Source organism: Candidatus Borrarchaeum sp., from assembly GCF_019058535.1.
Taxonomy (GTDB): Archaea; Asgardarchaeota; Sifarchaeia; order Borrarchaeales; family Borrarchaeaceae; genus Borrarchaeum; species Borrarchaeum weybense.
The window spans coordinates 1-14,564 of sequence record NZ_JAHPYX010000194.1; the positions used below are offsets into that span (position 1 = coordinate 1).

General features: G+C 37.6%; 13 protein-coding genes. 1 reads left to right on the forward strand and 12 read right to left on the reverse strand.

The genetic code is table 11. From position 1 onward, the window contains the following. From QVB70_RS11990 to QVB70_RS12020, 7 genes are all read right to left on the reverse strand, one after another. Nucleotides 1–355 (reverse strand): HEAT repeat domain-containing protein (locus tag QVB70_RS11990; RefSeq protein ID WP_287586528.1); only part of this gene is annotated, 355 nt, incomplete at its 3' end. 214 nt (nt 356–569) lie between these two features. Next, entirely contained in the window at nt 570–1,859 is a 1,290-nt protein-coding gene (locus QVB70_RS11995; RefSeq protein ID WP_287586531.1) for a HEAT repeat domain-containing protein, read from the reverse strand. Between the two features lie 17 nt (nt 1,860–1,876). Further along, nucleotides 1,877–3,037 carry a (Fe-S)-binding protein gene (locus tag QVB70_RS12000; protein WP_287586533.1) on the reverse strand — a complete coding sequence of 387 codons (1,161 nt, stop codon included), beginning with the start codon at nt 3,035–3,037 and terminating at the stop codon, nt 1,877–1,879. A gap of 4 nt (nt 3,038–3,041) precedes the next feature. Then, on the reverse strand, nt 3,042–4,433 hold the full coding sequence (locus QVB70_RS12005; RefSeq protein ID WP_287586535.1) for an FAD-binding oxidoreductase: 1,392 nt from the start codon (nt 4,431–4,433) through the stop codon (nt 3,042–3,044). A gap of 237 nt (nt 4,434–4,670) precedes the next feature. Continuing rightward, complete coding sequence (locus QVB70_RS12010) at nt 4,671–5,120, reverse strand: roadblock/LC7 domain-containing protein (protein WP_287586538.1); 450 nt, start codon at nt 5,118–5,120, stop codon at nt 4,671–4,673. Between the two features lie 200 nt (nt 5,121–5,320). Continuing rightward, nucleotides 5,321–6,445 carry a radical SAM protein gene (locus QVB70_RS12015; protein WP_287586541.1) on the reverse strand — a complete coding sequence of 375 codons (1,125 nt, stop codon included), beginning with the start codon at nt 6,443–6,445 and terminating at the stop codon, nt 5,321–5,323. 65 nt (nt 6,446–6,510) lie between these two features. Further along, entirely contained in the window at nt 6,511–7,791 is a 1,281-nt protein-coding gene (locus QVB70_RS12020; RefSeq protein WP_287586544.1) for a transposase, read from the reverse strand. Nucleotides 7,792–8,030: 239 nt separating this feature from the next. Here QVB70_RS12020 and QVB70_RS12025 point away from each other — a divergent pair, with 239 nt between their 5' ends. Then, on the forward strand, nt 8,031–9,935 hold the full coding sequence (locus QVB70_RS12025; protein WP_287586547.1) for a threonine--tRNA ligase: 1,905 nt from the start codon (nt 8,031–8,033) through the stop codon (nt 9,933–9,935). A gap of 177 nt (nt 9,936–10,112) precedes the next feature. Here QVB70_RS12025 and QVB70_RS12030 read toward each other — a convergent pair whose 3' ends face one another. From QVB70_RS12030 to QVB70_RS12050, 5 genes are all read right to left on the reverse strand, one after another. Continuing rightward, nucleotides 10,113–11,807, reverse strand: a complete 1,695-nt coding sequence (locus QVB70_RS12030; RefSeq protein WP_287586550.1) for a hypothetical protein — start codon at nt 11,805–11,807, stop codon at nt 10,113–10,115. A 70-nt stretch (nt 11,808–11,877) separates the two neighbouring features. Beyond that, on the reverse strand, nt 11,878–12,717 hold the full coding sequence (locus QVB70_RS12035) for a molybdopterin-binding protein (RefSeq protein ID WP_287586552.1): 840 nt from the start codon (nt 12,715–12,717) through the stop codon (nt 11,878–11,880). Nucleotides 12,718–12,769: 52 nt separating this feature from the next. Then, the gene (locus tag QVB70_RS12040; protein WP_287586554.1) at nt 12,770–13,600 is read right to left on the reverse strand and encodes a molybdopterin-binding protein; all 831 of its coding nucleotides are present in this window, start codon (nt 13,598–13,600) and stop codon (nt 12,770–12,772) included. Nucleotides 13,601–13,688: 88 nt separating this feature from the next. Next, on the reverse strand, nt 13,689–14,186 hold the full coding sequence (locus QVB70_RS12045) for a hypothetical protein (RefSeq protein WP_287586556.1): 498 nt from the start codon (nt 14,184–14,186) through the stop codon (nt 13,689–13,691). Between the two features lie 45 nt (nt 14,187–14,231). Next, on the reverse strand, nt 14,232–14,390 hold the full coding sequence (locus QVB70_RS12050; protein WP_287586557.1) for a hypothetical protein: 159 nt from the start codon (nt 14,388–14,390) through the stop codon (nt 14,232–14,234). Nucleotides 14,391–14,564: the final 174 nt, after the last annotated feature.

The following is a 14,564-nucleotide window of genomic DNA, read 5'->3' on the forward strand; positions in this document are numbered from 1 at the left end:
CACGAATACACGGTTTGCGTATCTGTTGAGAATCCGATCCAAGCGCTATTTGAATTAGCGGTTCAACAGCCTTCTTATCTTTTAATTCGCTGAGTGCATAGGTTATTGAACTGAACTCACTCGCCTGAGCCGTTTTAAGATACTTTAAAAGAGGATCAACAGCCCTTTTATCTTTCAGCCAACCTAACGCCACAGCAGCACCTTTTCGCAATCGGATCGAAGGATCTTTGAGTATATCAATCAGTGGCTTTACAGCACGTATATCACCAAGTTCACCCAAGGCGTACAGTGCCTCTTCCCTTCTCCTAGAGTCCTTATCGTTTAATCTCTGTAGCAATTTTTCTAAGTCAGTCATAAAAAATCACTTTATAGCGATTTTTTCAGAGAGGAACCATTTTTCTTCGCACAAAGCAGCATGATGTAAGAGATGAACTTACATAAAGGCTTAAGAATACCATACTGCGTCAGCGGTGGTATGAATTGAACCCCGTTCTTTTAAGGTTTTTGGAGATAATTAATTAGAAGGTATTCATGAGATGCAGAGAAAACCATCAGATAATTAAGTGCTGTTATTCCCATCTGAAACTCCATTGGTGTTTTTTGAGTAGTTCTGGCGAAATCTTATTTTCCTTGACCAATTCTTTGATTATCCTACGACACGCATATTGCAAAAATAAGGTACCCTGCAGCAACCCTCGAACTAAGTAATTTATTCCGACATGGTTTTTCATTGCTGCTAAAGCCACAGCAGCAATAAAACGAAGGTTCCAATCTTTACTTTCTTCAAAGATTGTTAAAAGCGGTTTTGAAGCGTGGCCACCTATTTCTCCAAGCGCTTTAGCAATAGTTTCCCGAACAAAAGCTCCTTTTGTATACCAATCCTCACCCTTTTCAGAAATCATAGCTTGAATTAATGGATCGATAGCCTTTTCATCTTTTAGTTCACCAAGAGCAAACGCAGCAGCCGCACGAACTTCTCGTTCTGTATCCTTCAATGCTATAATTAGCGCATCAAAGGCTTTTCTATCCTTTATTATGCCTAAAGCCAAAGCCGAATGTTCTCTTACCCATGCTGAAAGGTGTGTAAGCCCCGCAATTAAGATTTCTAATGCTCTTGTATTACCACGCTTTCCAAAGGCGATTGCTATATGATATTTCAGGTTTTCATCTTCAATAAATTGATTAAGGAACTCAATATCCTTTATTTCTTTCATTTCTGCAATTGTTATGATAGAATGTTTTCTGATATCTCCACTTCCTTCCTTTATAGCCTGGATCAGCGGCTCATAACTTTTTTCGCTTAATTCCCTTAATTTTCTTGATGCAATCCATTTTACAGCATCATTTGAACAATCAAACGCTTGGATAAGCGTTTTAATTCCTTCGTCATCTAACATTCTGTCAAGCGTTTCATTAGTGAAAATATGAAAATCTCTTGCTTCTTTGTTTGAAAGAATTTCTAAAAATGGGATTATCGCTCGTTTATCATTCAATTTACCTAGTGCACGAATACACGGTTTGCGTATCTGTTGAGAATCCGATCCAAGCGCTATTTGAATTAGCGGTTCAACAGCCTTCTTATCTTTTAATTCGCTGAGTGCATAGGTTATTGAACTGAACTCGCTTGTTTGAGCCTTCTTGAGGTAATTTAAAAGAGGATCTACGGCTCGTATGTCTTTCAACCAACCTAATGCTACCGCAGCACTTTTTCGAACATCAGACGAAGGATCTTCGAGCATAATAATCAGTGGCTCTACAGCACTTGTGTCACCGAGTTCACCCAGAGCATATACTGCACCTTCTTTTACCTTTGAATCCTCATCTTGTAGTTTTTGAAGCCACAAATCCGTTTCGGTCATAATTAACGTCATCCTTGCTAAAGAAGTCGCCTTGCTATTAGTTCCGTAATATCTGCGATTTTTATGTTTTTATCTATTTTATCTCGTCCTAGTTCGAGATTGTAATGACAGAATGGGCATGATGAGGAGAGAATTTCTGCATCTATATTTTTAACTTGAGACACACGTAAAGCCGCTAAATCAATTGACAGGTCTTTATATCCCGCTCTAAACCCTCCTCCCGCACCACAACAAAGTGCGTTATTTCTATTTTCAGTCATCTCAATAAATTTGAGATTTGGAATGTGTTTTAAAACGTCCCTTGGAGGCTCGTATACCCCTACATGTCTCCCTAGGTGACAAGGATCGTGATATGTCACCTTCATCGGCGTGCCTTCTGAAAGTTCTAATTGATCGTCTTTAATTAATTCTGCGAGTAGCTCTGCTGAATGAATCACTTCGAATGGAAGTTCTTGCTCAAGAAGTATTGGATAATCCTTTTTAAGCGTCCTATAACATCCAGCACAACTGGTGATGACCTTTTTAACGCCAGTTTTTTTGGTCGTCTCAATGTTTTTTTTCGCAAGTTTCTTGGCAACCTCTTTATGACCAGTTCTTAGTAAAGGTGACCCACAACAAACTTCGTCCATAAAAGTGAATTTCACTTTCGCTGTCTGGAGGATTTCCGTGGTAGCTACTGCTATTGGTTGCCTTCGGTAAGCAGAGGTACATCCAACAAAATAAGCATATTCTGGTGTCATTGGATTACTTGGTGAGAGCTGTTTTGGCAACCATGCTAATCGCTTTTCATGCGGTTCGAAATAGGGATTATTGTTTTCGACTATTGACCCCATAAACTTTGAATGAGTATCTATTCCGGCATTTTCTTTAACTAATACTTCTCGTATAACTTCAAATACTTCCGTAGTATCTATCCCCTCAATACACTTATCTCGACAATCTCCACATAGAGGACATAAAAAGAAAGCTTCTGAGAGTTCTTTACTGGGCTGTATAGATCCTTCAAAAAGACGTCTTGCAATCTGTAATCGTCCTTTAGGAGAAACTGTTTCAAGTTTATCTGTAAGTTCATAGGCTGGACAGATGATTGGTGTTTCTGCATTACATCCTCTACAATAAGAGCATCGTCCGCACTTATATAGTGCATCAGTAAGAACTTCTGGTTTCGATATAAGCAATTTTCTACAACCCAACTATTTTGCTTGATGAAAAAATATTATTGGGGTCGATACATGTTTTTAGTCTTCTAAGAAATAATAGGTAGTGTTTGAATTTATGTGTAATAGATTCAGGCAATTGTCCAGGTAATCGACATGGCATTCCACCTAGTTCGATAAATCGTAGGTATAGCGCATTTTTACATTCTTTGACCTTTTCCCATATTTCAGGAGTCTTTTCTGAATAGCGAATTGAGGGATGATAACTAATAAAATGGCGACTTCTTGCTTGGCAGCTCCGTCCAATTTTGAGATCAAACTGATCACCGATAGTACGGGTTTCTTCCCAGAATAGGGGTATTTTTTTCGTTGGAACGCGAAATAAAATAATTGTTCTCAGACCTTTTCGAAGTGTTCGCGTTACTGCCCAGTTATATCGATTTTTCCAGAAAATATCACGTGCAAATGCCTCCCCCAAATCTTCCCCGCGGTGTCTAAACGCTTCTTGTGTTATCTCTTCTTTTTGAATGGCTGCATCTTCTTTACTCCTACCTTCAATCACTATTGTTAATACAATGCCATGCTTAGCTTTGCTTCCCCAATCAAGTTGCGGATATGTTTTAACAAAACTGGCGCCTTCAAAACAGGATAAATATTGGATCGAAAATGGTCCTCTTTGAATTTGATACACAGCTTCTATGGCGTCTTCAATATTCTCGAAGGCAAAAGTAGCAAATGTCATAGCTCTTGGAAGTGGATAAAGTTTCAATGTGACCTCAACAATAACTCCTAGGACTCCCTCTGAACCAATAAATAAGCCTGAAAGATCAGGGCCGAATATCCATTTGGTAAATTTTGGAGTATTTTCAAGGGCACCAGACCCTGTAGTTAAGAGTGTACCATCAGGTAACACAACATTTAATCCTGTTACCTGATCTCCTTGATTTCCAAAGATATATTGTCCCAAACCAGCACCCATTGATGCAACATGCCCTCCTACACAAGCAGAGTATGCAGATTCTGGGCGTTCGCCTATTCTGTATCCTTTCTGTTCCAAGGCTGCAAATAATTCACCAAACGTGATACCTGGCTCTACCGTGACGCATTGTGTATCCTCGTTTATTTCTATGATTTTATTCATTCTGCTTAAATCAAGGATAATGCCTCCCTTAGTAGGTACACCACCTCCCCAATAAGCTGTTGAAGAGCATCTGATATGAATTGGGTGTCTATGGGATGCCGAATTAATCAATTTTACGATTTTTTGAATTTCTTCAATAGTTTTCGGTCTTACGACATAATCTGGCAATATTGGTGGCTCAATACTTGCATCTCTCGAATAAACAATCTTTTCGAAGTCTTCAGCAAGTACATATTGCTCTCCGACGATTTCTTCAAGGAAACTTTGAATTTCCATAAACATTTCCCTTCTCTGAATTATTGATTATCACGATGTAATTAAAGTCAGTTGTTAAACATTTTTGTTGTTTCGAATAAGATTTTATTGAATCTTAGGAGAGGTATGTTATAATATCAGAAGAAAGTGCTAAACGCAAAAGAAATTGCTTGAAAGAATGACTACAAATAATCCAAATCCGAAATTTCAATTGACTATAAGTTCATTCAAAGCTAAGTTAGGCAAAATTAAAGTATTTTAGATAGTAGATTCATTGAATATTTGAATTATGGATTGTTTTGCCCAATCTAAAAGCGTTTCAACCAAAGAACGTTTAAATAATAAGATATTAAGCCTTTCTTTAAAACTAGGGGTCGAATTGTTTCCAATTACTGTTAATATCAAATTCGTTTTTCTCTTATCTTCACGGATAGCAATTGGACGAAAATAAATACGACCCAAAGGTGAATCAAAACCAATACCATAAATCTTCTTTAGTTTTAGATAATCTTGGGTTCTTTGTCCCATAGCATAAACAAGGGCAGAAACTGCTGCTAAAGCTTCTCTGCTGAGGTTATTACGGATGTGTTCTGCCATGACAAGACCATCTTCACTGGCAATAGCGCTCGCATCAAAATTTCCCTTTTCATTTAATTTTTCTAACAGTTCGGAAAGTGATTGAAACTTACTTTTCTCGTGTGTTGTCATTAATTTCTCTCCAATTCCTGATTTATTTTCGTGCTATTTATTTGTTACTTCAATCGCTTTCAAAAAAAGGCTATAACTAAAAATCAAAATAACATCTTTTAAACCAATTGAATGTCTTAATGTGAACTACCTCAAGCTAAAGCTGTGGTGCTTTCTTGCTTAGCTACTAGTAAAATTCAAAAAAAAACAAATTTTGTAAATTAAACTCCATACTTAATTGCTTCTCTGTTGGAACTACAGGCCCCACATCTCATACAGCCACCTTTATTCTTAAATACATCGAGACCTGCATCTAAAACAATTTGTTGCAACTCTCCAAAAAGTCGAATCATTCTTTCAGGATCTGGAGGTCGTGCATCGGCAAGAGGTGTTTCTGGTAAGGGCCTAAATGGTATCAAATATGGAATGACACCGATGCTGGCCATTCTTTTCATGCCTTCAATAAGAACATCATCTCTTTCTCCGAGACCTGCTAATACAAATGATGTAACCTGATTTTCACCAAAGAGTTCTACAACATATTTCCATGCTTTGATATATTTTTCCCATCCAAAATCTTCTTTTCCAGGGCACATGACCTTTATGACCTCTGGATCGATAACATCTGCATGTATTCCAAGGGTATCAAGGCCTGAATCCCTGAGCATATCATAATAATGAAATTTATCTTCGTCTAATGGGGCAACCTGACCATGAATTGGAACATTTACATAGCGTTTTACCTCACTGACAACATCTGCTGTTAATTTGCAGCCTTTGTCTGGAGTGCCTGGTGTCCCAGAAGTTAAGGTAATGTGGTTACAGACTCCCTCTTTGTATGCTTCGACGACAACTTCACGAAACCACCGAGGTTTCTTGATTGCTAAACTTATCCCGTTATGTGATTTTATTGCCATTTCAATCGAGCAGAACCTACACTGTTTTCCTTTCCGCCAGAGGAAACAATACCTGTTTAACGTTGTTGCAACGCAATCGGCGCCGTGAAGTGCGGAAAGCTTCCACATCGGAATATCGTCTGTAGTGAGTTTATCATAAAACTTTGGTCTAGGAACGAAGCCTACTTTCATTATTGACTCTTCACGTAAGTCGTGCCAGATTTCATATACCTCTGTATCAACTTCCCTTAACGTATAAGGAGAACTACGTACGAAATTTCCTCTGAGTGGCACATTTCCTAGTGTCCCATTGGGAAAAATCATAGATCTGCCACCAGTTGGACCAGCTCCTCCTTTTCTACCTTTATGAATTCCTTCGCTCTTTATGCCTAAGCATTGTAATCGTATTCGTTCTCTAGTTATTTCTTTATCGTTTAGCAGTGTTCTCACCGTCGAAAATCAAAATCTTCAATAGGCTATGACTTGGTTAACATGAAATCAGATAGATTCGTGAACTACCCCACCTTGACAGAGGGGGCTTCCTGCGAGTCCTCCAAACCATATCCATCACTGGGACTGGGTACTTTCGTTTTACCTTTGGCTGTTTGTCGCAGATTATCAAGGAATGCTTGATAGCCTGTCCACTTAGCATTCTGTGATAGGTAACGTTTCATGAGCACCACGCAACTATTTTTGTCTCTAGTAATCACGTTACCACACTCACAATTCATAACTCGCTGCCATATTGGCATATAATGAAGTTTTCCACACACATAACACTCTCGGGAGGTATTGCATTCGTCAAATTCTATTAATCTTTTACCTACTCGTTTCGATTTGTAGGTTAGAAAATGCACGAACCGCCCCAGCGTACCCGTGTTCTGTGTGGCGCGGTTTAATCCCGATCTTATAAAGTTCGGCACATTCTTTGACTGTGCCATCGCTTTGATCTCAAGATCGCCCACAATAAGGGTATTCGCCTTCGTGTTGTTCACTAACTTCGTACTGAGTTTGTGCTGGAAATTTTTTAGCTGTGCATCACGTTTCCGCTCGTACTTGCGTTTGATACGGTTGAAGAGCTTCCACCTGTTGCTGAATTTCTTACACCTGTCCCGCCGCGCTTGAATCCTGGCGATTTTGGGATTCCAGTATTTGTCTGGACGCTGATTATTTACTACCAAGAACTTTCCCTGGGAGTTTACCGCAGTCACGATGTGAGTAACACCCAAGTCAATGGCCTGGTACTGCTCGTTATCCACATAGGCCGGTTCTTCCACCTGGTGGGTGATGGTCACAAAATAGCGATTTCGTTGTGCGGAGATGGCGACCTGTTTGACCTGCGTGTTGTCAAAAGAGAATTTTTCTGGCAGGGCGAACCCCAAAGGGATATCATTGTAGTTATGGGAAAAGGAAATTGTTCCTTGTTCTAGCTTGAATCCTGACTGGTTATAGACTATGGTGGTGAAGTACTGTTTGCCTTTATATCGCGGGGAGCGGGCCTCGGCGTACCCATTTTTTCGAAGGGCAAAGAACGACTCATAATCGGCGGCTAATGACCTCAACACATACTGTAACACCTTCGAATACACCCAAGTATATTCAGGGTATTGCTTTTTGATCCTTGGCAGGTCGTTTTGCTGTTTGCGATAATTCACGCCCTTAATGCCGTGTCGATAGGCGTGCCTTCGTTCGGCAAGGGCAAAATTATAGATGAGTCTGCATTTCTCCGATAGTTTCCAGAGCACTTCTTCCTGTTCAGGAGTCGGAAAGATCCGAATTTTCTGTGTCAGTTTCATGGGCTTCACGCAGACTCTTTTACCAATACTTCTACCTCAAAAAACAATATAAAGCTAGCGGCTTTCATCTTCCAGCTGTCGCAAGGGGACTTCTCGTCGCACAAGTTAAAAATCTTACGGTTCAGACACTCTTCCTATGATTCACTAGAGTACAACTTAGATTTAATAATTAAGACTTTCCGCCGACAAAGTTAAATAGGCTAATGAAAACGACTATCCAAAATAGATAGGTGAATCTCTTGAAACTATTGTCAATCCATTCGAATGGTTTCAGCTATGAGGTGAAGCAAAAAGCGACTAAAGATGCAGAAGAAATTGAATATGGACAATATGAGACTTCTGAACGCGTACTGGTTATTTTCATTTCTGTAGAAAAATCTGATGAAGAAAATACTGAAATGGCAATAGAGCAAGCTTCAGAGAAAATTCGAGAATTAGCTGAAGAACTAGGGGAGTCAAATATCGTAATTTATCCTTATGCTCACTTAAGCTCACAACTATCATCACCGGCAGCAGCTAAGCAAATTTTGAAACGTTTAAGTGAATTACTCTCTGAAAAAGGCTATAATGTAATAAGATCACCATTTGGATGGTATAAGGCTTTCAATGTGAATTGTATTGGTCATCCACGAGCAGAAACTCTACGAGTTGTAGATATCACTCAGAAGGAAAAAGAAGAAATTATTGTTGAAGAACATCCACCCTCCGACTTTTACGTATTAACTCCGGATAATCAACTTATAAAAGTCGAAATAAAAGACGAAGGAGAATCAAGAAAACTAAGAACAGAAATCCCTTTTAATTTTAGGGAACATGAGAATCTAAGGGACTTCTTACTTTATGAACTTGCCAAAGAAAGAGAGGAAAAAGGTAAACCACCACACATTGATCTTATGAGACGACATGAATTTGCTGATTATGAACCTGGAGCTGATCCTGGTAACATGCGGTGGTATGCTAAGGGCACGACATTACGCCATATAGTTGAAGAACATGTTTATAATAAGGTTGTGAATGAGTTCGGTGCACTGCCCTTGGATACACCGCTCATGTATGACCTTGAAAATCCAGTACTTAGAGAACAAGTTTCTAGGTTCCCTGCACGTCAATATCGTGTCCATTCAGGGGATAAAGAACTTTTCCTTCGATACGCTTCTGATTTCGGTCAGTTCTTTCTTTTGGCAGATACTAATCTTAGCTACAAAAACTTGCCTTTAAGAATCTATGAACTAGCTCCGAGTTTTAGAAGAGAAAAACGTGGAGAGGTAGTCGCTTTAAGGAGACTGAGAGCTTTTACAATGCCTGATTTACATGCATGTGCGGCGGATATCACTTCAGTTCTCCAAGAATTTGAAGAGCAATATTTTCTTGCAGCATCATTAATGGCTGATTTTAACTTTGAATATGAAGCAGCATTTCGTATGAGTCAAGAATTTTTCGAAGAGCATCGCGATTGGTTGGTAACTCTGATTGCTAAGGCACTAAAAAAACCTGCATTAATTGAATTATTTCCTGCCAGATACTTTTATTGGATTCTTAAATTTGAATTTAATTTCGTTGACTTTGTTAAAAAGGTAGCAGCACTCTCCACTGTTCAAATTGATGTGGAGTCAGCAAAACGATATGATATCACTTATATAAATGAGAAGGGCGAGAAGGTTTTTCCAATCATTACTCACAGTTCACCGTCTGGTGCAGTTGAACGAATTGTATATGCATTATTAGAGGGGGCAGCAATCGATCAGAAAAAAGGCAAAACTCCCATGTTTCCTCTATGGTTGTCACCAACTCAAGTGAGAGTTATTCCTATTACAGATCGTCACGTTTCCTATTGTGAAACACTAATGCAAAAAGTGGAAAGTGCCAAAATTAGAGTTGACTTAGATGATCGAGATGAAACTTTAAGTAAAAAGATTCGACAAGCAGAGCGAGAATGGATTCCCTATATAATTGTTATTGGTGATAAAGAAATAGAAAATAATACAGTTTCTGTCCGAACAAGGGCTGACGGAGAATCACGAAATAATATCCGTTTCGATGACCTTATCAAGGAAATCACATCTCTAATAAAGGAAAGAGTCTTTGTCCCATTATCTCCATCATTAAAACGACTTTCTAGGAGACCTACTTTCGTTTCTATGTAGTTTCTAGTTCCACTGCTCTTATACTAAAATGCGATTCTCTTGGGGGGCGAGGTAGTTCATCGACAAAAAAAAATGAAATAAAATAGTCAAAACTCCCGCTTCTAGAAGCCTGTTACTTTAGAGTGGGATAGTCGACTATATGTCGTTGCAAGGATATATAGCAAATTATAAAACCGGCTATGCACCTCTAAATGCTTCTATGGTAGCCAGTGCAAATTCTTCAGCATCTTTGTCTTTGATTACTTTTTTCGCCTCTAAAGTTTTTATTCCGTCTTGAATCGTTGATTCTATCGTCTTTTCCTTAATGAAGTTATTAGCATTCATGATTCGCTCGATATTATCTCTTAAATTCTTGTTTTTACTTAATGCGTCCTCAATTCTCTTCTTGACATATTCATTAAATGATGTATAAATCATTGAATGTAACTTTTTGTCACCAATGTCAATACCGATTTCTTTCTTCTCCTTCAGTGAAGCAATGGCAGGAAGGACAATAAAGCGTGTTTCTTGTTTCTCATTAGAATATTTAGTGATATAAAGTGGCAAATATGTTGCATTAATCTCTTGATACATCGGTGCAACTGTTTCCGGGATTAAAAATTTCTTAGGCATGGAATTTTCTTCAAGAAGTCTCTTTTTTTGTTCATCGATTTTAGTGAATAGTTCTTTGATTAAATTCTCAATTGTCTTTTGAAACTCTTTTAGCTCATTTATTTTTTTATCGCGTTCAACTTCTTTATCTTTGATTCTCTTATTTTGATTAGCAATTTCTTCTTCAGTTTTATTTACAATTGCTTTTTTCTTCGCTTCAACATCTGCTATTAACTTTTTCCAATCCTCTTTTAAATTATTGATGTCTTTTTCCGTCGCTTTAAGTGATTCCCCAATCGAATCGATTTGACTTTTAATGTAATTAATAGCACCACCAGCTAAATCAAAGGCTAACTCTGGCTCTTTACCAGGAGGAATTTTACTTTCAACATAATCTTCGACAGCCTTTTGTGCATTTGAAAAGGATGTTTGGACGGGGTCAAATGTAGTCCGGAGTTTTTTTACGATACGTTTACCTTCCTCTTCTTTTATTATATCTGTGTTTTTTAGCTCTTCATCTTTTTTCCTCTTCAAACGGACTATTTCTTGATCGACATCCTCTTTCAGTTTTGTTACAGTATCAGAATAAGTTGTTAGTGTTTCTCTCGTTTTATCGTCTAATTTTTTGAAGTGGGTACTCGTATTTTTTTCAATAGTCTTCTTTATTTCATCAAATTTCTTCAGTTCATTATCTCTATCCGCCATTAGTTCATCAAAATTTGTCGCAATTGTTCTTGCATCATTTTTAGTTATCTCAGGTTCTAGTATCGCTACTTTTATCTCTAAGGGGCGTTTCTTTTCTATACTTTTCTTGTGTGTTGCAATATTTTGTGCTAACTCGGGTTCCACTAATGCAGTAATGGGCACGCTTTGTGTTGGAAGACTTGTCAGAAGTTCAATAGTTCTTTTTAGGGAATTTACATAGTCTGTCGCAATCTCACTACTAGATAGGATATTATCAATTTCTTCTGGTTTAGGTACTTGACTAAATGTGAGTTTCTGTTCAGATAATCCTTGTCCATCAGCGATCACCGATCCTTCTTTAGTTTTCATAAACCAATAAGGCCATCCAATTTTTGAAAAAAGCATAATAACTTCTTCTGGTGTTTTCCTAATTAGGCCGCCGCCTTTCTCACGATTTACTTCAGCCACCATAAACGCAACTGCAAGTTCTACATCAAGAGATGATGAAGGATCATCAAGCAAATACGGAAATATTTCTACTTCCCCTGTCGTCTCGGTTTCTTCTGGTATTGAAGGTTCTGTAGGTTCTTCTTCCATTTTTTCCCCTCCATGTGGCTTTTATTATTTTCATTTACATTTTAGTGTAGATTTATTCTTCTTAAATTATTTATTGTTTCTTGTTTGCAGAAATAATAGAATCTTCTTCTATTTTTCCTCCATAGTTTAAAATCAGATTCTTCAGCATCTCAGCAGCATTATTTACATTTTCATTCACTTGATTTACTTCCCCTCTGGATGTAAGATGAATTTCAACACGTACAGCATCTTGCCAACTTAATGGATTGCTCTTAATGTACACACTTGGATATGCCTTCATCACCTTTTCAATTAAAATCGCAATTTCAGATTCTATTAGGTCTACTAGAAATTTAACACCAGCTGTGGCGATATCTCCTCCAACCATTTTAGAAATGATATCAGCGACGATCTGCTCAAACATGGCTTTTAATTCTGCGGGTACTCCTGGTAAACAGATTATATTCACGTTTTTTTCCAGTTCTAACAAAACTCCTGGTATTCCACCTTCCGGATTTTCAAGCATTTTGCTATCTTTTGGCTGATAAGCCATTTTTCTTGCATATTCAGATACCTTGTTTTCTTTGATGTCGCCACGCTCGTAAAATAGTTTATGAACTCGTTTAATTTCGTTTAGGATCTCTTGGACGAGAATAAGTGGTCTATTCGTTGCTTTAGCTACAGCTTCTAATGTCATGTCATCAAAAGATGCACCAAGACCTCCTGAGGTAATAATGATATCTGGTTGTCTTTTGATCATATATAGTAGCTCATCAGAGATCTCTTGTAGATCGTCCATTACATTAGCCATACGGGTTACTTGTGCTCCAAGTGAATAGATACGTTTTGCTAACCACTGAGCATTGGTGTTAAGCGTTTTTCCGATAAGGAGTTCATTTCCAGTAAATAATAATTCAATATTGACAGTCATCTTAGTTCCTCATTCAATTATTTCTTCACTAATATCTTGAAATTAATTTTTCTTACTCAGTTTCTTCGATTATTTTTCCGCCACCATTCACAACAAGTTTCTTCAACATAGCTGTAGCCTTTTCTACATTCTCTGTAATATGTTCAATCTTTTCCCCTTTTGATGTAAGATGAAATTCTACACGAGCAGTATCTTCCCAACCGAGTGGGTGACTTTTGATATACACGGTAGGATAAGCTGTTGTCACTTTGTCTACCAAAGCTGCCATTTCTGATTCTATAAATTGCTCTGTCTTAAATCGTGCTTCAGCCATTTCAATATCTCCAGTCATTTTCACTATTATTTCCGCAATGCTCTGGTTAAAAATGGCTTTTAATTCAGCAGGGACTCCTGGCAGACAAAACAATTTGATACCCTTATCCTCTCCCAGCTCTAATAAAACGCCAGGTGCAGTTCCTACATTATTTGGCAGAGGTATGCTTCCTTTGGGAAGATATGCCATTTTTCGTTTATATTTTGAAAGTTTTTTTTCTTTTGAAATTCCTTTTTTGTATTTTTCTTCGTATATTTGGTAAAGGAGAGTTAATACCTCTTGCGACAGCTCTAGCGGTCTCTTAGTGGCTCTTGCTACGGCATCCAATGTTAAATCATCAAAGGTAGGTCCTAAACCTCCGGACGTAATTACAATATCAGGTTTTCTCCCTATTACTTCTAAGAGAGCTGTTGAAATATCATCTAGTGTATCTCCAATACTCATCATCCGGGTGATTTGAGCTCCCAATGAATAAATTCGTTTTGCTAACCACTGGCTGTTTGTATTCAGAGTTTTCCCAATGAGGAGCTCATTTCCAGTAAATATCAATTCTACTGAAACTTTATGCAAGTAATTTCCTCCCTGATTACTAAAGTCTAAATCCTTAGTTTCAAACAAAACTAGATAGAGATAAAAGTCTATTGTTTAGACAGAATTCTTATTCTTGAAAAGTAAAACTTAAAATGCTTGGGCATCCTGAAGTGTCTACAACTCTCTTTTTATGGTGCTTTTTCTTTTTATTTGCCAAAAACGAGTTTTTATCTTCCATGAATTTCCCATTATCGCCCACGTAGTAATTCTGTTTATTATTGGGATGATCTTCTTGTTTAGGTTCATGATAGCCTACAAAATCATATAGAATTTTTGTTATTATTGGAAACTTATATCTTGGGGCTCTTTCTAATTTACTGAACTTACATTCATGTCTTAGTATGCTCCAGATTCTTTTATTACCATAGATATCATAATATAACTGAATTAAATCTCTAATTTCCTTAATTTGTTCATCTGAAAGAAATATATATTCCTCAAATTTGTTTTCTAACATCGCAACTCTTTCTTCGATTGAGTTTTCGATAATCTTTCTTTCGATCGTTTCTTCTACTATTACTCTTCTTTCGATCGTCTCTTCAAATCTCTTATCGGTTATTTTCACGTTAAAACACCGAGAGGAGGCAGTTCTTAATTTAGGGGCAGTTAATTATTTTTGTCCGGTCCACATTGCAATTTCCCATAAGTCAGCGATTTCTACTTCTACTTGAGTACGTGTTCTTATTTCCCTCAAACGTAATTTGAACTTGTTTAAATCCAATTTCTCTTTGCTTTTCTTATAGAAATTGCTTTTTTTCTTTTTTTCCATATGTACCACTTTTTTATCGGTTTTTAAACACTTCAAGACAAACTTAATTTTCTTTTCTAATTTTAATATTTAATTTATTAATGTTTAAGTGGTTTAAACGGTCCCCCGTTACCCCTCTTCAGCGCGCCCGTAGTTAACCAGAACGATAAGATATTTATGCATAGAAGTATACTA

Bases quoted from the DNA above. Each gene is read 5' to 3' on its own strand.
- QVB70_RS12050 (WP_287586557.1), bottom strand. From the start codon at position 14,390: ATGGAAAAAAAGAAAAAAAGCAATTTCTATAAGAAAAGCAAAGAGAAA.
- QVB70_RS12035 (WP_287586552.1), bottom strand. From the start codon at position 12,717: ATGACTGTCAATATTGAATTATTATTTACTGGAAATGAACTCCTTATC.
- QVB70_RS12020 (WP_287586544.1), bottom strand. From the start codon at position 7,791: ATGAAACTGACACAGAAAATTCGGATCTTTCCGACTCCTGAACAGGAA.
- QVB70_RS11995 (WP_287586531.1), bottom strand. From the start codon at position 1,859: ATGACCGAAACGGATTTGTGGCTTCAAAAACTACAAGATGAGGATTCA.
- QVB70_RS12010 (WP_287586538.1), bottom strand. From the start codon at position 5,120: ATGACAACACACGAGAAAAGTAAGTTTCAATCACTTTCCGAACTGTTA.
- QVB70_RS12030 (WP_287586550.1), bottom strand. From the start codon at position 11,807: ATGGAAGAAGAACCTACAGAACCTTCAATACCAGAAGAAACCGAGACG.
- QVB70_RS12005 (WP_287586535.1), bottom strand. From the start codon at position 4,433: ATGGAAATTCAAAGTTTCCTTGAAGAAATCGTCGGAGAGCAATATGTA.